Source organism: Ralstonia pickettii, from assembly GCF_016466415.2.
In the GTDB taxonomy this organism is placed as follows: Bacteria; Pseudomonadota; Gammaproteobacteria; order Burkholderiales; family Burkholderiaceae; genus Ralstonia; species Ralstonia pickettii.
Window position 1 is genome coordinate 2304007 of the sequence record NZ_CP066771.1, and the last position, 19773, is coordinate 2323779.

Annotated in this window: 21 protein-coding genes, 1 other RNA gene and 1 riboswitch; of the genes, 12 read left to right on the forward strand and 10 right to left on the reverse strand. The window is 65.3% G+C overall.

All coding sequences use genetic code 11. The annotated features are described in order from the left end of the window. Positions 1–6: 6 nt before the first annotated feature. A complete protein-coding gene (locus RP6297_RS10845) occupies positions 7–1794 on the reverse strand; it encodes an autotransporter assembly complex protein TamA (RefSeq protein WP_037028228.1) in 1788 nt (595 codons plus the stop codon). Positions 1795–2031: 237 nt separating this feature from the next. On the opposite strand from RP6297_RS10845, the gene RP6297_RS10850 reads away from it, so the two are divergent. Genes RP6297_RS10850 through panC form a run of 3 tightly spaced genes read left to right on the forward strand, consistent with a single transcriptional unit; the run spans position 2032 to position 4031 of the window. Continuing rightward, positions 2032–2220, forward strand: a complete 189-nt coding sequence (locus RP6297_RS10850; protein ID WP_012762570.1) for a DUF3460 family protein — start codon at positions 2032–2034, stop codon at positions 2218–2220. A gap of 39 nt (positions 2221–2259) precedes the next feature. Then, positions 2260–3141, forward strand: a complete 882-nt coding sequence (locus tag RP6297_RS10855; RefSeq protein ID WP_037028225.1) for a segregation and condensation protein A — start codon at positions 2260–2262, stop codon at positions 3139–3141. Between the two features lie 38 nt (positions 3142–3179). After that, positions 3180–4031, forward strand: a complete 852-nt coding sequence (gene panC / locus RP6297_RS10860) for a pantoate--beta-alanine ligase (protein WP_012762572.1) — start codon at positions 3180–3182, stop codon at positions 4029–4031. Positions 4032–4082: 51 nt separating this feature from the next. On the opposite strand, the gene RP6297_RS10865 is transcribed toward panC, so the two are convergent. Further along, positions 4083–4748 (reverse strand): ParA family protein, encoded by a 666-nt coding sequence (locus tag RP6297_RS10865; protein WP_012762573.1) that lies wholly within the window; start codon positions 4746–4748, stop codon positions 4083–4085. Positions 4749–4823: 75 nt separating this feature from the next. Beyond that, entirely contained in the window at positions 4824–6320 is a 1497-nt protein-coding gene (locus RP6297_RS10870) for a cobyric acid synthase (RefSeq protein WP_037028222.1), read from the reverse strand. A gap of 61 nt (positions 6321–6381) precedes the next feature. Between RP6297_RS10870 and cobU the strand changes: the two genes are divergently transcribed. Genes cobU through RP6297_RS10890 form a run of 4 tightly spaced genes read left to right on the forward strand, consistent with a single transcriptional unit; the run spans position 6382 to position 9908 of the window. Then, the gene (gene cobU, locus RP6297_RS10875) at positions 6382–6957 is read left to right on the forward strand and encodes a bifunctional adenosylcobinamide kinase/adenosylcobinamide-phosphate guanylyltransferase (RefSeq protein ID WP_037028220.1); all 576 of its coding nucleotides are present in this window, start codon (positions 6382–6384) and stop codon (positions 6955–6957) included. Beyond that, on the forward strand, positions 6954–7934 hold the full coding sequence (cbiB, locus tag RP6297_RS10880) for an adenosylcobinamide-phosphate synthase CbiB (protein ID WP_037028218.1): 981 nt from the start codon (positions 6954–6956) through the stop codon (positions 7932–7934). Before cobU ends, cbiB begins: the two co-directional genes overlap by 4 nt. After that, positions 7931–8938, forward strand: coding sequence for a threonine-phosphate decarboxylase CobD (gene cobD, locus RP6297_RS10885; RefSeq protein ID WP_037028803.1), 1008 nt, complete (start codon positions 7931–7933; stop codon positions 8936–8938). The genes cbiB and cobD overlap by 4 nt, the downstream gene beginning before the upstream one ends. A gap of 13 nt (positions 8939–8951) precedes the next feature. Then, entirely contained in the window at positions 8952–9908 is a 957-nt protein-coding gene (locus RP6297_RS10890; RefSeq protein WP_037028217.1) for a cobalamin-binding protein, read from the forward strand. A gap of 12 nt (positions 9909–9920) precedes the next feature. Here the strand turns inward: RP6297_RS10890 and cobC are convergent, their stop codons facing one another. From cobC to RP6297_RS10925, 7 genes are read right to left on the reverse strand one after another with little or no spacing between them, the layout of a single operon-like run. Next, the gene (gene cobC, locus RP6297_RS10895) at positions 9921–10508 is read right to left on the reverse strand and encodes an alpha-ribazole phosphatase (RefSeq protein WP_037028216.1); all 588 of its coding nucleotides are present in this window, start codon (positions 10506–10508) and stop codon (positions 9921–9923) included. Then, positions 10493–11263 (reverse strand): adenosylcobinamide-GDP ribazoletransferase, encoded by a 771-nt coding sequence (locus RP6297_RS10900; RefSeq protein ID WP_037028215.1) that lies wholly within the window; start codon positions 11261–11263, stop codon positions 10493–10495. Before RP6297_RS10900 ends, cobC begins: the two co-directional genes overlap by 16 nt. Continuing rightward, the gene (gene cobT, locus RP6297_RS10905) at positions 11260–12324 is read right to left on the reverse strand and encodes a nicotinate-nucleotide--dimethylbenzimidazole phosphoribosyltransferase (protein WP_037028214.1); all 1065 of its coding nucleotides are present in this window, start codon (positions 12322–12324) and stop codon (positions 11260–11262) included. Before cobT ends, RP6297_RS10900 begins: the two co-directional genes overlap by 4 nt. After that, entirely contained in the window at positions 12324–12944 is a 621-nt protein-coding gene (gene cobO / locus RP6297_RS10910; protein WP_037028213.1) for a cob(I)yrinic acid a,c-diamide adenosyltransferase, read from the reverse strand. Before cobO ends, cobT begins: the two co-directional genes overlap by 1 nt. Next, positions 12934–13773, reverse strand: a complete 840-nt coding sequence (locus RP6297_RS10915; RefSeq protein ID WP_037028211.1) for an ABC transporter ATP-binding protein — start codon at positions 13771–13773, stop codon at positions 12934–12936. Before RP6297_RS10915 ends, cobO begins: the two co-directional genes overlap by 11 nt. Beyond that, on the reverse strand, positions 13770–14789 hold the full coding sequence (locus RP6297_RS10920; RefSeq protein ID WP_037028210.1) for a FecCD family ABC transporter permease: 1020 nt from the start codon (positions 14787–14789) through the stop codon (positions 13770–13772). The genes RP6297_RS10915 and RP6297_RS10920 overlap by 4 nt, the downstream gene beginning before the upstream one ends. After that, positions 14786–16675 carry a TonB-dependent receptor domain-containing protein gene (locus tag RP6297_RS10925; RefSeq protein WP_037028209.1) on the reverse strand — a complete coding sequence of 630 codons (1890 nt, stop codon included), beginning with the start codon at positions 16673–16675 and terminating at the stop codon, positions 14786–14788. Before RP6297_RS10925 ends, RP6297_RS10920 begins: the two co-directional genes overlap by 4 nt. A gap of 125 nt (positions 16676–16800) precedes the next feature. Beyond that, positions 16801–17048, reverse strand: a riboswitch (cobalamin riboswitch). Positions 17049–17215: 167 nt separating this feature from the next. Here RP6297_RS10925 and RP6297_RS10930 point away from each other — a divergent pair. From RP6297_RS10930 to RP6297_RS10950, 5 genes are all read left to right on the forward strand, one after another. Beyond that, positions 17216–17536 (forward strand): hypothetical protein, encoded by a 321-nt coding sequence (locus RP6297_RS10930; RefSeq protein WP_037028208.1) that lies wholly within the window; start codon positions 17216–17218, stop codon positions 17534–17536. Positions 17537–17538: 2 nt separating this feature from the next. Further along, positions 17539–17856 carry a cell division protein ZapA gene (locus tag RP6297_RS10935; RefSeq protein ID WP_012762587.1) on the forward strand — a complete coding sequence of 106 codons (318 nt, stop codon included), beginning with the start codon at positions 17539–17541 and terminating at the stop codon, positions 17854–17856. 216 nt (positions 17857–18072) lie between these two features. Next, positions 18073–18292, forward strand: a non-coding RNA gene (ssrS, locus tag RP6297_RS10940) — 6S RNA. Positions 18293–18455: 163 nt separating this feature from the next. Further along, complete coding sequence (locus RP6297_RS10945) at positions 18456–18926, forward strand: EVE domain-containing protein (protein WP_037028206.1); 471 nt, start codon at positions 18456–18458, stop codon at positions 18924–18926. A 94-nt stretch (positions 18927–19020) separates the two neighbouring features. Continuing rightward, positions 19021–19722, forward strand: a complete 702-nt coding sequence (locus RP6297_RS10950) for an SIMPL domain-containing protein (protein ID WP_037028204.1) — start codon at positions 19021–19023, stop codon at positions 19720–19722. Positions 19723–19773 lie beyond the last annotated feature (51 nt).

Here is a 19773-nt window from a genome sequence, read left to right on the forward strand (position 1 = left end):
TCATGTTCAGAACGCGATGCCCAGCGACACGCTCGGCCGGAACTGCTTCTGCTGAATGCCGTAGGCCATGTCGAGTTGGATTGGCCCCACCGGGCTCTTCCAGCGCACGCCGACACCCACCCCATTGAACCAGCGGCGCTCCGACCAGTTGTCGGTGGCCGTGCCGGTATCCCAGAACACGGCGGCGCCCCATTGCGGGAGGAACCAGCGTTGATACTCCAGCCCGCCGGTGACGAGGAACTTGGTCGGCAGCGTGCTGCCGTTCACGTCGTTACCGATGCTTTGGAAATCGTAGCCGCGCACCGACTGCGTGCCGCCCGTGCGGAAGCGCAGCGTGGCCGGTACACCATCGCCGGCACCGGAGGTGATGACAGCGCCCAGCTCGCCGCGTGCAACGAAGATGTCTCGCTGCCCCACCGGCACGAACTGGCGGATGCGGCTGTACGACCGCACGAACGATTGGTCGGTCAGCACGCCTTTCACTGCCGCGCCGATCTGCGTGGTGATGATGTTGCCGCGGCGCGGAAACAGCGGGTCGTCCACATCGCGGCGCGTCCAGGCGAAACCCGGCACGAGCGCCTTGCTCAACTGGCGCTCGGCGCCTTCGGGCCGCAGGTCGTCATAGTAGAAATCAACGGTGAACGACGTCTCATAGATGCCGCGTACGCGCGTCTGCTTGAAGCCGGAGCGATAGCTGCGCGTCTCGGTGCCCGAGGTGTCGGTGCGGTCCATGCTGGTGTAAAGGCTGTTGACGTATTGCTTGTCGTCAGGCGGCACCGTCACGCCGGCAAACAGGTACTGGCGGCGTTGTTCGAGGCGGGCCTGCGTGTCGAGCACCCATGCCTTGCTGAACAGGTTCAGATATTGATAGCGCCCTTCCAGCGAGGCGCCCGTGTCCGTACCGTACCCCACACCGCTGGTGATGCGATTGGGCGGGTACTCACGCACGCGCACGCGCACCGGCGCGTTGACCGGGTTCTTCGGATCGTCGCCCAGGTCAACGATGGCGTTGGAGAAATACGGTTGCCCCTGGATGGCGGCCTGAAGTGACTGCAGTCGATCAGCCGAGTAATCCTCACCCACCCGCAACGGGTTCACGTGGTTGATGATGCTGAGGGGATAGCGCGACAAGCCCTGCACGTCCAGCGGCCCCAGCGTATACGCCGGACCGCTGTCATAGCCTACCGACAGGTCCGCCTTGCTTTCGTCCGGATCGACACGCGCTTGCGACGACGTCTGCTTGGCCGCGTAATAACGTTTGCTCTGCAGGGCGGCCAGACCGTCGTCCTTGGCTTTGTCCCAGCCTGCTTGGCGGAACGCCATCCCGTGCTGCAGGCTCCACGATTTTTTCAACTCGTCGATGCGCTTGGCGTCTTGCGTAACGGCGCCGGTGAAGTCGAGCGCCACATTGTCGATGGTGGTACGCGGGCCGGGCTCGACCTTCACGTTGACGATGCGATGGTCCGGCGGGCCTTCAAGCTTGGCGGTCGCCTTGGGCACGAAATAGCCTTCGGTGGCCGTCAGCTTGGTGACCTGATCGCCAATGGTTTCGACCATGTACTGGAGCTGGTCGTCGGTGATGTCCTTGCGGTCTTTGTAGCGCGACAGGTCCAGATGGCGCTCGAGCAAATCGCGAATGGACTTCGGCGCCTCGATCTTGACGTCGTATTCAGCGTGCGCCGGGGCGCAGATGAGGGACAGCGCAAAGCCCGCCGCCAGCGCGGCGCCGGGCAAACCCAGAAGACGGAAGCGTGGTGCTCGGAACGGTCGCGATGGTCGATTGGAGCCGGTCATCGTGGCAAGCGTGGCGCCGCCCCACGGGCCGGCTGAGTCGAAGGAAAGGCGTATTTGACCATACCGCCCCCGGCGCGTGCCCAGGCAAATGCAACGAACGCGCCCTTCCGGATCGGCGGAAGGGGTTTCGCACGCGCCGTGCCCAAGGCCGTTGCGACGGCCAATACGGTAAAATGCGCGGGTTTTCCGCCCGGCATCTTTCCGCGCGGGCAAGATCATCCAACATCACATACCGCCATGGCCCTGTACAAGTCCGAGATCACCCAGTTCCTGGAAGAACTCAAGACCCAGAAGCCCGACCTGGAAGCGCAACAGCGCCAAGGGCGCTCCCTGCTGTGGGACAAGGACCCGATCGACCTGGAAGAGCGTGCACGCGCCAAGGCCGCACGCGTAGCGCAAAAGCCGTACGTCTATTCGCTGGACTGATCGGCCGACCGGCCTTCAGCCCGCCCAGGCGCCCGCCGCATGACCACTTCCGCGCAGGACAAGCTGCCACTGCCCGTCGAGCTGCCCAGCGTGGCGCCCGAACAGGATTCCATGCCCGCGCAGGTTGATGGCCTCGCCTTTGCACGGCTCTACGGCGAGCCGCTGTTCAAGCTTCCTCAGGATCTCTACATCCCGCCCGATGCGCTCGAGGTCTTCCTTGAAGCGTTCGAAGGGCCGCTGGATTTGCTGCTGTACCTGATCCGCCGCCAGAACTTCAATGTGCTGGACATTCCGCTGGCGCAGGTCACACGGCAGTATCTGGCGTACATCGAGCAGATTCGCGCGACCAACCTGGAGTTGGCTGCTGAGTACCTGCTGATGGCCGCCATGCTCATCGAGATCAAGTCGCGCATGCTGCTGCCGGTCAAGAAGACCGACGAAGGCGTGGAACCCGAAGACCCGCGCGCCGAGCTGGTGCGCCGCCTGCTCGAATACGAGCAGATGAAACTCGCCGCGCAAAAGCTGGACACCGTGCCGCAACTGGGCCGCGACTTTCTGCGCGCGCAGGTCTACATCGAGCAGAGCCTCGCGCCACGCTATCCCGACGTCAATTCCGACGACCTGCGTGCCGCGTGGGCCGACGTGCTGCGGCGGGCCAAGCTCACGCAGCACCACAAGATTTCGCGCGAAGAGCTGTCGGTGCGCGAGCACATGAGCCAGATCCTGCGCCGGCTGCAGCATGCACGGTTCATGGAGTTCACCGAGCTGTTCGAAGACGCGATCCAGTCCGGCAAGGGCGCGCCCATCGTGGTCGTCAACTTTGTCGCCATGCTCGAGCTTTCACGCGAATCGCTGCTCGAAATCACGCAGGCCGAACCGTACGCGCCCATTTACGTGCGCCTCGCCTATTCTCCGACGTAATTCGTCCGACCCGACTCGGGCCGAATCACACAACAACTATGAAAGTCATCTCGTCGATCCAGGAACTGCGCGATCAGCTGCGCGGCCAGAACCGCGTCGCCTTCGTGCCGACCATGGGCAACCTGCATGAAGGCCACCTGAGCCTGATGCGCCTGGCGCGCCAGCACGGCGACCCGGTGGTGGCGTCCATTTTCGTGAACCGCCTGCAGTTCGGCCCGAACGAAGATTTCGACAAATACCCGCGCACGCTGCAGGACGACATCGAAAAACTGCAGAAGGAAGGCGTGTACGTGTTGTTTGCGCCCACCGAGCGCGACATGTACCCCGAGCCGCAGGAATATCGCGTCGAGCCGCCGCACGACCTTGGCGACACGCTCGAAGGCGAATTCCGCCCTGGCTTCTTCAAGGGCGTGTGCACGGTGGTGATGAAGCTGTTCTGCTGCGTGCAGCCGCGCGTGGCCGTGTTCGGCAAGAAGGACTACCAGCAGTTGATGATCGTGCGCCGCATGGCGCATCAGTTTGCGTTGCCGGTCGACATCGTCCCCGCCGAAACAGTCCGCGCGGATGATGGTCTGGCGCTGTCGTCGCGCAATGTCTACCTGACCAACGAAGAGCGCGCAGAAGCTCCTGAGCTGTATCGCACGCTGCATCAGGTGCGTCAGGACGTGCTGGAAACCGTGCTGCAGGGCCAGGCGTCGCACGAAGAGGTGACCACCAAGGCAATGGAATATCTGCGTGGCCGCGGCTGGCAACCCGACTACGTCGCCGTGCGCCGCCGCTCCGACCTGCAAGAACCGACACCCGAGAACATCGCTGCGGGCGAACCGCTGGTCGTGTTGACGGCCGCCAAACTTGGCAAGACGCGCCTGATCGATAACCTCGAAATCTGAGGGATGCGGCAGCCGCGTCCTACGACAAAGCCCGGCAATGCCGGGCTTTTTTCATGCCGCCGCCGATGTATCGGCAACACTGGCCTGCGGAGGCGATTCTCCGAGCCACTCGAGAATGCCGCTCCACTGCTCCACGTCTTTGGCCACGCGCGAGGGCGCCACGTCCCACAACGTCAGGCCATGTGCGGCCAGTTGTACGTAGTTCTGGGTATCGCGCAGATAACCGAGGATCGGCACCTCCAGCCCCTGCACGAAACGCTGAAGCTGTTCTGCGGCACGCGTGCGCATGTCCACGCGCATGCCGACCACGCCGAGCTTGACCTCGCCATGGCGCACCGGCTTTTCATCGGCCAGTTTCCGCAGGAAGGTCTGCGTGGCCAGGATGTCGAACATGGAGGGCTGCAACGGCACGATTACGTAGCCGGACATCTTGACGAGATCCGCCAGCCGCCAGCCGTGGAGACCCGCCGGCGTATCGAGCACCACGTGCGTCGTACCCTTGGGCGGCTTGGCGATGTGGTCGGCGTTGATTTCCCAGGTGCGGATGGGCTTGGCGGTCTCGGGGCGCAGCGCCAGCCACTCGCGTGAGGACTGCTGGCGGTCGGTGTCTCCCAGCATCACGGCATGATCCCGCGCGGCAAAGTAGCCGGCCAGATTGGTCGCCAGCGTGCTTTTGCCCACCCCGCCCTTCGGATTCGCTACAACGGCCACCGGCATGCCTGCCTCCTTGCGCTCGTCGAATCATGTGCCGAGTCGATCACTCGGCGGATCTGCCCATCCGCCAATTATGGCTCAGCCCGCACGTGGCAGCGTTCGGAAGAGCGCAGCGAGGTCCAGATGCGCTTCGCACGTGTCGGCCAGACGTTCGAGCGATGCTTCACGCAAGGCAGCATAGTCCTGCGCCCGCGCATCGCTCACACCGGCCCAGGCGAGCAACGCGCGGCACGCCTCGGGCGCGTCGAACAAGCCGTGCAGGTAAGTCGCCAGGATCTGCCCGTCGGCGGAGATCGCGCCATCTGCGCGGCCATCGTCCAGTTGAACGGCGGGGCGCGCAAGAGCCGCCCCCACGGTCACGCCCATGTGGATTTCATAGCCGTCGATGGCCGCACCGCTTTCGGCCAAGGTGCCGCGCACCTGACGCAACTGCTTGGCCGGCTCCAACGTGGTCTCGAAATCCAGATAGCCCAGACCCTGGACGCTGCCAGCTGCGCCCTCCAGCCCGTTCGGATCATGCAGGCGCCGCCCCAGCATCTGCATGCCGCCGCAGATGCCGATCAGCTTGCCTCCATAGCGCAGATGCCGCGCGATGGCCGCATCCCAGCCGTTGGCGCGCAGCCAGGCGAGATCGGCCTGCACGCTCTTGCTGCCAGGCAGGATGATGAGGTCGGCGGGCGGAATCGGCTGGCCAGGACCGACCAGGCGGACGTCCACCTGCGGGTGCGCGCGCAGCGCGTCGAAATCGGTGTGATTGGACACGCGCGGAAGCACAGGAATGACGACGCGCAGCGCATCGGCCGAAGCTGCGCGCTGTGCCGTCTGCACCGCGTCTTCTGCGTCGAGGTGCAGGCCGTGCAGATACGGCAGCACGCCAAATACCGGCTTGCCCGTCTGTGCGGTCAGCCAGTCGAGCCCCGGCGTCAGCAACGAAATATCGCCGCGAAACCGGTTGATGACGAAGCCCGCCACGCGCGCGCGCTCGCTTTCTGACAGGCAAGCGAGCGTGCCGAGCAGGTGCGCGAACACGCCGCCGCGATCGATGTCGGCGACGAGCACGACGGGGCAATCGACGGCTTCGGCAAAGCCCATGTTGGCGATGTCGCGGTCGCGCAGGTTGACCTCCGCCGGGCTGCCGGCGCCCTCAACCAGCACAAGGTCGTAACGCGCACGCAGCCGTGTGTGCGATTCGAGCACGGCAGCCATGGCGGTGGGCTTGTAGTCGTGATACGCGCGAGCGTCGAGGTCGCAGCGCGCCTGGCCGTGGATGATGATCTGGGCACCGGTGTCGCTGTTGGGCTTGAGCAGCACGGGGTTCATGTCGACCGTGGGCGCGACGCCCGCCGCCTGCGCCTGCAGGGCCTGGGCGCGGCCGATCTCGCCGCCATCTGCGGTGACGGCGCTGTTGAGCGCCATGTTCTGCGGCTTGAACGGCGCCACGCGCACACCGGCGCGATGCGCGACACGGCACAGGCCGGCGACCAGCGTGCTCTTGCCGGCATCGGACGTGGTGCCCTGGATCATCATCGTGCCCCGAAGCGATGTGGGCGACACAGGAAATGGAGCTTTCGACATGCGCGGATTATCGCACCGGCGTTATCGTGCCTGGCTGCTCCGCCCCCGCTAAAATGCCGGAATGTCACGCCGCCTCACACTCGTTCTCGGGGGTGCCCGCTCAGGCAAGAGCCACCACGCCGAACAGCTCGCGCTGCAATGCGCGGGGGTCGTCACGTACGTTGCCACCGCCGGCGAGGGCGATGAAGAAATGCAATTGCGCGTGGCCCTGCATCGCGCACGCCGCCCGGCGAATTGGGGGCTGGTCGAAGAGCCCGTGCACCTGGCCGAAGCGCTCTACACGCACGCGCAGCACGGTGGCTGTGTGCTGGTCGATTGCATGACGCTGTGGCTCAACAATCTGCTCTTCTCCGAGCACCACGAATACCCCGAGACAGGCCTCGTCACCCCACCCGAAGCTTGGACGGCCGAGATTGACGCGCTGCTCACCGCCCTGCCGCTGCTGCCCGGCGAGGTCATCCTGGTCAGCAACGAAATCGGCCTGGGCGTGGTGCCGATGGGCGCCGTCACGCGGTTCTACGTGGACGAACTGGGCCGGCTGAACCAACGCCTTGCCGCACTGGCCGACAACGTGCATCTGCTGGTGGCAGGCATCCCGATGGTGGTCAAGGGGCCGGCACTCGGCGCTGCAACGTGAGCGTGTTGCAGGGCGGCGTATTCGATCTCGGGTGGCCGCTCGTGGCGCTCGCCGCGCTGGCGGGCGTGCTGCTCGACCGGCTGTTCGGAGAGGTGCCGCGCTGGCATCCGTTGGTCGGCTTCGGGCGCCTCGCCAAACCCATTGAGCGCCGGATGAATCGCGCACCGGCCGCGGTATCGTGGTCGCGCCTCGTCGGCGTCGCTGCATGGGCGATCGCCGTGTTGCCGCTCGTGCTGCTTGCAGGATGGCTCGTCGGCGGGGCGCGTGATGTGTCGCCCTGGCTGGTGGCAGCGCTTGATGCCGTTGCGCTCTATTTCGCCATTGGCGCGCGCAGCCTGCATGAACACATTGCCCCGATCGCGCTTGCCCTGCGCGATGCGGATGTTCCGCGCGCACGCGCCCTAGCATCGCGCATCGTCTCGCGTGACCTCACGCAAGCCACGGATGAGCCCATCGCACGCGCCGCCGTGGAATCTGCACTAGAGAATGGCAGCGATGCCATCTTCGCCCCGCTGTTTTGGCTCGTCGTGGCGGGCGCGCCGGGCGTGGTGCTGTATCGGTTGGCCAACACGCTCGATGCAATGTGGGGCTACCGCAATGCGCGCTTTACCGGCTTCGGCTGGGCGGCCGCGCGCATCGACGACGTGCTCAACTGGATTCCCGCCCGCCTCACGGCAATCAGCTATGCGCTGCTTGGCCACACCGCCGATGCGCTGAACTGCTGGCGCACGCAAGCGCCGCAATGGTCTAGCCCCAACGCCGGCCCGGTGATGGCCGCAGGCGCCGGCAGCCTGCGCGTTCAGCTCGGGGGCGCAGCACGCTACGAAGGCGTGGAAGAAGCGCGCCCGTCGCTCGGCACGGGCGAGACAGCAACGGCAGCAGATATCGCACGCGCGTTGACGCTCGTGTCGCGCACTTTGTGGTTGTGGCTCGGCGCACTTGGCTTGCTTGCAGCGCTGGCGTGGGGCCTGTCGTGAGCGGCATCGTCCACGGCGGCAATCTCGCGGCCGCACGCGCGCTGTATGGGGAGCCTGCCGGCGGCTGGCTGGACCTCTCCACGGGCATCAATCCGCATGGCTACCCCATCCCGCCGATTCCACCCGATGCGTGGTTGCGCCTGCCCGAAGACGACGGCCTCGAAGCGCTAGCCGCCGCGCACTACGGCGTGACCGACGCGCGCGCAGTGCTGGCGGTTGCAGGTTCGCAGGCGGCGATCCGCACGCTGCCGACCCTGCTGCCGCACGGGCGTGCCGGCATCGCGCAGATCGGCTACAGCGAATACGCGCCCGCCTTTGCACGCGCCGGCCACGACGTTGTGCCGCTGCCCGAAGGGGCCTTTCTCGGCGATCTGCCGAACGACGTACGCCACCTGGTTGTCGTCAACCCGAACAACCCGACGGCACGCTTGCTGCCTGCAGCAACGCTGCGCGATTGGCACACACGCCTACAGGCGCGCGGCGGCACGTTGATCGTGGACGAGGCGTTTATCGAAGCGCTCGACGATGGCCCCACTTTGGCACCCCTTGCCGGCACGCCGGGGCTCGTGGTGTTGCGCTCGATCGGAAAGTTCTACGGGCTGGCGGGCGCCCGCATCGGCTTCGCGCTTGCTGCACGTGAACTGCTGGCGGCACTGCGCGACGCGTTGGGACACTGGACCGTCAACGGCCCGGCGCGTGCCGTCGTGCGTGCGGCGCTGGCCGATACCGCCTGGCAAGCTGCCACGCGGGCGCAACTGCAGCTTGCGGGCAGGCGGCTTTCGACGTTGCTTGATCGCCACGGGTTGCCGAATGCCGCAACACCGCTGTTTGCCTGGGCATCCGCCGCATATGCGCAGGCGCTGCACGCAAGCCTGGCGCGCCTCGGCATCTGGACGCGCCTGTTCGATGCACCCGTCAACGGCTTGCGCTTCGGCCTGCCCCCGGACGAGACTGGCTGGCAACGCCTTGCCGATGCGCTAGCATCGCTGTCGCACTCCGCTTGAACTGCCCCCCCCGATGCCCAATCGTCTCTCTCGCCTCACCCGTCGCCTGTATGTGTGCGGCCTGTCTGCCATTGCGGTCACGATCGCTGCCGCACCGGCATGTGCTGCCATTTCCGTCACAGACGATAGCGGCGCCACCGTGACGCTGCTGCGCCCCGCCCAACGCATCGTCAGCCTCGCTCCACATGCGACCGAGCTGCTGTTCGCGGCAGGCGGCGGTGGCCGCATCGTCGGCACCGTGGCTTACAGCGACTACCCGCCAGCCGCACGCGACATTCCCCACGTGGGGGATAACCGCTCGCTCGATCTGGAGCGCATCGCTGCCCTCAAGCCTGATCTGGTTGTGGTCTGGCGCCACAGCAACGCGCAAAAGCAGATCGACCGCCTGCGTGCGCTCGGCATTCCGCTGTTCTTTTCCGAGCCGCATCGCATGAGCGATATTCCGCGCTCGATCGAGGCGCTCGGCACACTGCTCGACACCCGCGCGAGCGCGCACGACGCCGCGCAGCAATTCCGCCAACGCGCCGATACGCTGCGCCAACGCTACGCGAGCCGGCCGCCGGTTTCGGTGTTCTATCAGGTATGGGAACAGCCGCTGATGACGCTCAACGGCCAGCACATCTTCTCTGACGTGCTGGCGCTGTGCGGCGGCCGGAATGTGTTTGCCGGCGAGCCCTTGCTGGTGCCGACCGTTTCGCCCGAGGCCGTGATCGCAGCCAACCCCGAAGTGCTGCTCACCGCGAGCATGGGCGCCACGCAAGGCAGCCGTCCGATCGATACGCTTGACGCGTGGAAACGCTGGCCGCAATTGCTGGCGGTGCAACGTGGCAATCTCTTCAGCATCAACGGTGACCTGATCAACCGCTTTGGCCCGCGCCTGGTGGAAGCAGCAACGCTGTTGTGCGAAGACCTGGAACAAGCCCGAGCGCGGCGCCTCGGCTCGCAAGCCACCAACGGGCAGGGGTGCTAAACCACGCGCGGGTCAACGGTTCCAGAACAGCAGCACCGGCAACGTGTCGGGCAGCACGCGAAAGCCGCAGGCCGCCCCCCATTGCAACGGCCATTGCAGCGTCTCGGCCAGCGGCCGTTGCAACCAGTGCGCCGCGAGCGCACGCATACAGCCGGCATGCGTGACGGCCCACACGCATGCGGTGGGCGTCGCGGTCGCTGTGGTCATTGCTGTCGCCCACCTCGTGACGCGCGCCAACAATTCTGCCGCCGACTCTCCGCCATGCGGATTGCCGTGCACGAGATCGCGCGCCCACTGGTCGATTTCCGCACGGGGGATGTCATCCCACTGGCAACCTTCCCAGGCGCCAAAGTCGAGTTCCATCAATTGCGCATCCAGTTCGACCGTGGGAAGCCGCGCCGCTCGCGCTATTGCTTCGGCGGTCAGGCGGCTGCGTTGCAATGGGCTTGCCAGCAGACGATGCGGCGTGTGCGCGGCAAGCTTTTCGACGATGGCCGCCGGCTCCGGGTCCATCGGCGAGGCCAGCTCCAGATCGGTGCGGCCATAGCAGAGACCTGCCGTCATGGCGGGCCGCGCGTGGCGGATCAGGATGACATCCATGCCAGCACGCCCCACAGAATCAGCAGCTCGAACATCTGCTGCGCCATGCCCAGACAATCGCCGGTGATGCCGCCGATGCGGCGCACAAAATAGCGGCCCAGCAGCCAGCGCGCGACGATCAAGCCGACGACGATCAGCGCCGCGCACATCGACCCGAACCACAGTAGAGGCACGACACCGAACGCGCCAGCCCATAACGCGTCGCTCCATCGCATCCGTTGCGCCACCGGCTTGGCCTTGCCTTCCGCCCGCACGTAGTCATGCGTGAGCAGGTAGCTGACGGCGGCGGCGCGGCTGGCAGCGTGCGCCGCCACCATTGCCGCGAGGATGCCAATGCCGTGCGGCGCCATCGCGCTCAGCAATTGCCACTTCAGCAGCAGCGCCATGCACACGGCAATCGCCCCAAACGCGCCGATGCGCGAGTCGTGCATGATGCGCAACCGGTCTTCAGGCGTGTAGCCGCCGCCAAAGCCGTCGGCGCAATCGGCCAGACCGTCTTCGTGAAACGCGCCGGTCAGCAACAGCGTCGCGACCATCGACATGGCCACCGCCACACCTGGCGCGGGCACCGTGTGTGACACGAGCCAGTACACCACGGCTGCCACGGCGCCCACCAGCCACCCGATCAGCGGAAAGTAGCGCGCCGCGCGATTCAACCCCGCTTGCGAGAACCCGACCGACGCCGGCACGGGGATGCGGGTGAAATACCCGACCGCCGTCCACAGCGTGTGCCAATGTTCGCGCCAGGCATTCATGGCGATGCGCGCTCGCTCACGCCTGCGCTGGCGAAGGTCGCCATCTCGCGCAGGAACGCCACTGCCGACACGACCACGGGATACGCCAGCACCGCACCGCTGCCCTCGCCCAGCCGCAACGACAGCGACAGCAATGGCCGCGCATCGAGCACCTCCAGCAACGCGCGATGCCCGCGTTCGTCCGAGAGATGACCGAACACGCAATAGCGCAGCACGTCGGGCGCCACACGGGCCGCCACCAGCACGGCGGCCGTAGCGATAAACCCGTCGACGAGGATGACCATGCGCCGCTGCGCCGCTTCAAGCACCGCCCCCACCATCGCGGCAACCTCGAAGCCGCCGAAGCAGGCAAGCACGTCCAGCGGCTCACGTACATCAGCATGCCTGGCCATTGCGGCTTCCAGCACGGCCCGCTTGTGGGCGAGGCCGTCATCGTCTAGCCCAGTGCCGCGGCCAACGCATTGCGCGACGGGAAGGTCGCACAACCGCGCCATCAGGCACGCGGCAGACGCCGTGTTGGCGATGCCCATTTCACCCAGCGCAATCACGTTGGTCCCGAGCGCCGCGTGGTGTGCCACGCGCTGCGCACCGAGTGCCATGGCGCGATGGCGCTCGTCGGCGGTCATGGCCGTTTGCTGAACACCTTCGGCGGCAAAGTTGCGCGTACCGGGGCCAACGGGTGCATCGACCAGACCCGGCGTATCGGCCGTCCACAACGGCGCGGCAACGCCGGCATTCACCACCTCCAGCGCAAACCCATGCTGACGGCAGAACACGTTGACGGCCGCACCGCCTGCGATGAAGTTGAGCACCATCTGCGCAGTCACCGCTTGGGGGTACGCGCTCACGCCAGCGTGGGCGATGCCGTGGTCTGCGGCAAAGACCACCATTGCGGGACGCGTGAGCTGCGGCGTGTCGGTGTTCTGGATCAGGCCGATCTGCACGGCCAGCGATTCGAGCCGGCCAAGTGCGCCCGGCGGCTTGGTCTTGCTGTCCACGGCGGCCTGCAGGCGCGCGCGCAACGCATCGTCAAATGGCGGAATGTGCATGGCTTGATTCATCACAGTTCGACTCCCGGCTGCGCCTGGATGCCTTGGGAAAACGCATGCTTGACGAGCGTCATGTCAGTCACGGTGTCGGCAGCCTCAATCAGCTCGGGCGGCGCACCGCGTCCGGTGATCACCACATGCTGGGCCGGCGGCCGTGCGCGCAAATCGGCCAGCACGGTCTGCACGTCAAGGTAGTTGTACTTGAGCGCAATGTTCAGTTCATCCAGCAGCACCAGGCCGACGGTCGGATCGCTCAGCAGCTCGCGTGCGCAGGCCCATGCAGCTTGCGCCTTTTCAGTGTCGCGCGTGCGGTCCTGCGTCTCCCAGGTGTAGCCCTCGCCCATCACGTGAAAGCTGCATTGTTCGGGAAAACGGCGCAGGAATCGCTCTTCGCCCGTTGGGATCGCGCCCTTGATGAACTGCACCACGCCGACCTGCATGTCGTGGCCCATGGCGCGGATCACCATGCCAAATCCGGAGCTGGATTTGCCCTTGCCGTTACCGGTGTTGACGAGCAGCACGCCGCGCACGTCGGTGGCGGCGGCGATCTTGGCATCCACTACGGCCTTCTTGCGCTGCATGCGCGAGCGGTGGCGCTCGTTCAGCGCGTCATTCTTCTCTTCAGTCGTCATCGGAATTATCAGGAATCAAGGCCGTATGGCGGCCGTTGGCCACCTCGGCAATAGGCGTGCGCAGCACACGTGCGCAATGCTCGGGGGTCAGCACCTCGGCTGCGATCCCGGCGGTCGTGTGACCGGCGCCGTCCATCAGCAGCGCATGCGTCGCGAAGCGGCGCGCGAGGTTCAAGTCGTGCACGGTCAGCACGACCAGCCAGCCCTGTTTGCGGCAGCCTTCGCGCAGCAGGCGGAGCACGGCAACCTGCTGATGCAAATCGAGGTGAGCGACGGGCTCGTCGAGCAGCAGCACGCGCGCCTCCTGCGCCACCACGGCAGCCATCGCCACGCGCTGACGCTCACCGCCAGAAAGCGTGCGCACATCGCGTTCTGCCAGCGACTGCAGCTGCAGCGCCGACACCGCTGCATCCACAGCGCGCGCATCGGCATCTCCCTCCCATTCCCAGCGCGCGAGATGCGGGTGGCGGCCGGTCATCACCGCGTCGTAAACGGTGATGGGAAAGGTGTCGTGCAAGGTCTGCGGCAGAAACGCGCGACGGCGGGCCATCGCGAGCGGCGGCCAATCGGCAAGCGGCACACCGTCAAGCGCGACGCTGCCGCCGTCCGGCGAACGCAAGCCCGCCAGTACCGAAAGCCAGGTCGACTTGCCCGCGCCATTCGGGCCGACCACGCACCAGAGCTGGCCGGCGGTGGCCGTCATCGATAAGCGCTCAACCAGCACACGCCCATCGACCGCCACTCGCAGATCGCGCAGCGCCAGTTCGGGCGCCGCGTCCAATTGCGCGAATGCATCCGGGGCAGGACTTGGGCGGCGCCGCCAGCTCATCGCGCGCTCCGCATCAGCAGGTAAAGAAACGTCGGCACGCCCAGCAGCGTGGTGATCACGCCCACAGGCAGCTGAGTCGGGGCGATCAGCGTGCGGGCGATCAGGTCGGCCAGCATCAGCAGCCCGCCGCCGGCCATCGCCGTAGCGGGCAAGTGGATGCGCACGTCGCGCGTCCACGCCAGGCGCACCATGTGCGGCACCAGCAAGCCAACAAAGGCGACGGAACCCGCAATGGTGACTGCCACCGCCGTGCAAAGCGAGGCCACCACGTAGATCAGCGCACGCACCCGCGCCACGGGCACGCCCAGCGCACGGGCACGGGTTTCGCCGGTCAGCAGCACGTTCAGGTCACGCGCATGCGGCAGCACCACAGCCACGGCGGCCACGAGCGCCATCAACGGACCAACATAACGATCGGCGCCACCCAGGTCGCCGACCATCCAGAAAATCATGCCGCGCAGCTTGTTCTCCGGCGCAACCGTCAGGATGAGGGTGATCAGGCCGACCCAGCCGGAGGCCATCACCACGCCGCCAAGCAGCAGGCGCGCGTTGGCCTCGCCGGGCTCACCACGCCAGAGGTGCTGACGCGCCAACGCCGCCACCAGCGCCATCGACAGCAAGGCGCCCGCGCCGGCACTCGTCTGCACCGCCCACCACGGCAGCGAAAACAACATTGCTGTGAGCGCCGCCACCGCGCCGCCACCGGACACGCCCAGCACATACGGATCGGCCAGCGGATTGCGCAGCAGCATCTGCATCAGCGCTCCGGCAAAGGCCAGCAGCCCGCCGGCGGCAAACGCAGCGCCCGCACGCGGCAGGCGCAACTCGGTGACGATGCCCGCTGCCAGGCTATCGCCACCGCTATTGCCAAAATAGAGGGCCCGCCAGACCTCGGCGGGCGAAAGCTTCACACTGCCGAGCATCAACGACGCCACCAGCACCACCGCGCACGCAAGCGCCAACAGCGACCACAGTCGCCAGGCAAAACCGCGTGCGGGCAGTGCAGGTATTGTCATCGCTTCGGTTCGTGCTGTTGCCACGACAGCGTGAAGAACACCCCACGCGACGCCGTGTTGTACGGGTAGATCAACTGGTAGTTCTTGTTCGTCACGTTCTCGACCCGTGCCGACACTGCCCAGTCAGGCGTGATCTGGTAGCGGCCGACCAGGTTCAGCAGGCCATAGCCGCCGAGCGTCTTGGTCGAATCCTGACGATCTCCCGCCGCATTCCACTCCACACCCGCCGAGAACGGCCCGAACGTCTTGTATGCCGAGACGCTGCCGAAGTGCCGCGCACGGCGCGACAGCAACTGGTTGGCCGACAAGTCCTGCGGGTTCTGCATGGTAAAGCTGGCACGCAGATCCACGCCATAGATCGAACCGCGGTAGGAGGTCTCCAGCCCGTTCACACGCGCGCGGTTGACGTTGGCCGCCGTGAAGGTGCCCGCCACCGGATCGAACACGCTGGTGATCAGGTTGCTGTAGTCGGTCTCGAACGCTGTCACGCGCACCAGGCCCATCGCGCTGCTGTATTCGACGCCGCCTTCCACTGAACGCGCCTTCTCAGGCTGTACATTCGGGTTGCCGAAGAACGGGTAGTACAGCTCGTTGAAGCTGGGCGCGCGGAAAGCATTGCTCACGCTCGCCACCGCCTTCCATTGCGGATTGAATGCGAAGCCGTAACCGGCGTAGTAGCTGTTCGCGCCACCAAAGTCCGAGTAGCGGTCACGGCGCAGATTCAACTGCAATTGGTGTGGACCGAACTTGCCTTCGTAACCGATGTAGCCGGAATCGACATTGCGCGTGGGCACGTTGTAGGCATCGCTGTCGATGCTGGTCTGCAGATGCTCCAGTCCCACCTTGAGCAGCTGATTCGGCATGAAAGCCCAGTCGTTCTGCCAGCTCGCTGTTTGGTTGCGGGTATTGAAGCGCGCCGGCACCTGCAACACGCCATTCGTGAAATTCAAGCTTCGGTCGTCGCCTTGCGACAGCGTTACGCGCGTCTTCCAGTCCTGCGTGACCTTGCCGTCCACATAGGCCGACATCGAGCGCACCACGTTGTGTGCAACATTGTTGTCGGTGGGCTTGCCGAAAGCGTTGTCGTAGCTGACGTCGCCCCAGGTCTGGAAGTACGTCAGGCCCGCTTGCCAATCTGCGGAGAAACGATGCGACAACTGCGCCGACACGCTCTTGTTCGTGTAGGGATTGTCGTTCGGGTTGGCCCTGGGCGCCTGCAGCGGGTTGATGGTCGAAAACCCGTTGGTCTTGAATTCGGACACCGACAGCGCAAACGACGTATCACCGTTCTCGCCCACCGACCCGCTGATGCCAGCCTGCGCGCGCTTGGTATTGCGGGCGCCGTATTCGATCTCGGCATTGGCGAGCGGGCCATGGCCGCGACCGTTGCGCGTGAATATCTGCACCACGCCGCCAATCGCGTCGGAGCCGTACAGCGCAGACACGTTGCCACGCACCACCTCGATGTGATCGATCTGATCGGACATCAACTGCGCGATCTGCGCACCACCCGAGGTGCCCGACGCCACGCGCACACCGTCAATCAGAACCAGCGTCTGATTGGAGCCGGCGCCGCGCATGAACAGGCTCGCGTTGGTGCCAGGGCCGCCGTTCTGCGCGATTTCGATGCCGGCCTCGCGGCGCAGCAGCGTCACCGCATCCGGTGCCTGCGAGCGCTCGATGTCAGCGCGGCTGATGACCGTCGTGTGCGGCAGCGCATCCGACAGAGGCTGCTCGCTGCGCGAGGCCGTCACCACCGTCGGATTCAGCTCGCCGACGGGCGTGCTGGCGACCTGTGTGTTGCTTTGTGCCCAGGCCGGCGCAACTGCACCCGCCATGACCCCCGTGAGTGCGCCCGCAAGCGCGCGCATGGCCGTCCGGGGCATCCGGAGTGGCCGCTTTGTAGTCAAGCTCATGTTGAAAAGACAAGAAGCGTCAGCCGGACCCGTTCCCCCGCGGGTCGCTGGCAGCAGGATCTCGATGCGATTCCCTCCAGGGTTGCACATCGGCTCGGAGATCCACCGTCCTGGCCGGTATCCGGGCTGGCGAAGCGGCCTGTCCGCCTTCCCATTCCCGAAGGAACAGTGGCATCTGGACAGACCGCGCGGTACCCATCTTCTTTTCGAGATGGCGGGCACACGCGGCGTTCGCTTACCGTTGCGGGGGCAGCGCAGGTTGGCGCATCGCTTGGGGCGCGCGCTCCCTGCTTCCCGTTTAACTGCAGATGGTGCTGCGGGCACCAGGACGCGGCGAAGTTTAACGGAAAAGGCACACCAAACCCGTCGCAGTCGCGGTAAAAACACACCCTCCGCGTGCTGTGCCCGCGGCGTCGCCTCATGCCGCCACCTATTGCGCATCCGTATGGAGGACAGGCGCGACGCGCATGATCGGCTAAAATCCCTCCACTCGATTCTGATTGACACCCAATGCTGAACGAACTCGAACAACTTGCCGGCAAGATCGCGCGCGTGCTGCGTCACGCCGATGCGCTCGCCGCCGAGAACCAGCGCCTGCGCGCCGAAGTCGAGCGGCTTCAAGCGGAAGCCGAGGCCTCCAAGACCGAGCGCGACGCGATGGTCGCCGATCGTAGCGTGCTCAATGCCAAGATCGAAGAAGCGCAACTGCGCATCCAATCGATTCTCGACAAGCTGCCCACGGCCACCGACGCCCGCCAGCTTGACCTCCTCGGCCAGGCCGCCGGCGCCGACGATACAGCGGCCGCCCCCGCCCCGCACTCGGAGACCTAAGCATGAGCAGCAAGCAAATTGAAGTGAACATCGCCGGGCAGGCCTACAAGTTTGCGGTCTCGGCCGATAACGAGGCCGCGCTGCGTGAGGCCGCGGCCATGGTCGACAACCAGATGACGCGCATCAAGAACGGCTCGAGCACCAAGGGCATCGAGCGCGTCGCCGTCATGGCCGCCATCAGCATTGCATCGGATTTGCTGTCGATGCAACGCCAGGCCGCATCCGATTCCGCCCTGCCGATCGATACGATTCGCGCCAAGCTGGCCGATCTGAACGCCCGCACGGACGAGGCGCTGCGCCAGTACGGCGAGGTCATTTAGCGAAGGTCAAAACGTGTTTGTAACCGGATCGCATCCGGGCTTGGGTTCGGATGCGAACGGGTGTATAGTGTCACCCAACGGCTTCCGGCATCTCCCGCAAACCCTTGCAGCATAAGGCTTTAGCGGCTACAGAGTCGAGAAAAACGGTTGCCTGCGATGAATCTCTCAGACGCATCGCCATGCGCTCGAAACAACAGCGTGATGATGCGTCTGACAGTTTCCCTGCCTGGTTCGCCATGGCCATTAATTCCTTGAACCGATAAGCATTGCTTGGTGCGGGATATGCCGTGTGGGCGAGCGCGTCTTCCAGTGCATAGCGTGCGACGCAAGTCGTGGGCTCCCTGCGCCGGTGATGTACCCGAAATGCGGCTTCCGCTGCCACTCTGAACCTCACTTGGGTTCAGGATGCGGGTCTAGCGGCCAAGGTGGGGACCCAACAAAAGGCGGTAGTGCACATGTGCGCTGCCGCCTTTTTCTTTGCCTATCGTGAATGCGCTCGCCGTCGCCCTGCCACCAATGGCGAGGGGGCAGCCGTGTTGCTATGCTGCGCACACCGTCACTTTTCCGCTTCTGCGCACCTCGCGCGCGAAACCCGCACGATGGCCACCCAATACTGGTTGATGAAGTCCGAGCCCGATGAGGCTAGCATCGACACGCTGCACGACAAGGGCACCCTGCCCTGGACCGGCGTACGCAATTATCAGGCGCGCAACTTCATGCGCGACCGCATGCGCATCGGCGACGGTGTGCTGTTCTACCACTCGTCCTGCCCGCAGCCGGGCATCGCTGGGCTGGCGGAAGTCTGCTCGACCAGCTATCCAGACCCCACCCAATTCGACGCCAAAAGTCATTACCACGATCCAGCATCGAAGCCGGAAGCGCCGCGCTGGATGCTCGTCGACGTGAAGTTCGTGCGCAAGTGCGCGCTGATCGATCTGCCGACGTTGCGTGCCCACGAACAACTCGCCGACATGACGGTGTTGCAACGCGGCAACCGACTGTCGATCACGCCGGTCACAGCGGCGCAGTGGCGTTACATCACAACGAAATTGATGCGGGATCCTGAGTGAATGCCGGTCCGCGGCGGGAAATTGTTACAAACGTGATGAACGATGCGCGTAGCAGCCAGTCAGACGCATCACATTGCTTTTTTGGGAGAACACAATGAAATCTGTCCTGGCCGCAACTATTTTGGGGACTGCAATGATGACGACTGCTTTCGCACAGGCCGCTCCTGAGACGAATCATTCGGGCGTGCTTTCGCTGGATGCTCAAGCCGTGGCTGAAGTGCCGACCGATACCGTCACGCTCACGCTGAGCGCCGAGCAGGAAGGGGCAGACCCGGGCGCGATCTCGACGACGCTATCGCGCAAGGCCGACGAGGTCATCAACCAGGCAAAGCGGACGTCAGGCGTGCAAGCGGAAACGGGCGGCTTCAATATCTATCCGAACACCGATCGCAACGGCAAGATCAGCGTGTGGCGCGGTCGTGCCGAAGTGCGCATCACGTCGAAGGACTTCGCGGCGGCGTCCAAGCTGGCAGGCCAGCTGGCCAATCAGATGCAGGTCCAGAACGTGAACTTCACGCTCTCGCGCGAGGCGCGCACGGCGGCCGAAGCCAAGCTCATCGATCAGGCTGTGAATTCGTTCCGCGACAAGGCACTCACGACCACCAAACTGTTCGGCTATACGAGCTACACGATCCGCGACGTGCATGTGAGCGAGGGCAGCAACAACCCGGGCCCGCGCCCGATGATGCGCATGGCAGCCGCTCCGGCATCGTACGATTCGGCGCCGGTGCCTATCGAGGGCGGCAAGGCGCAGGTCACGGTGACGGTTTCCGGCGCCGTGCAGATGCTGAAATAAGCAACGATCCGCTCCATGAAAAAAGCCACCGACGTTCGGTGGCTTTTTCTT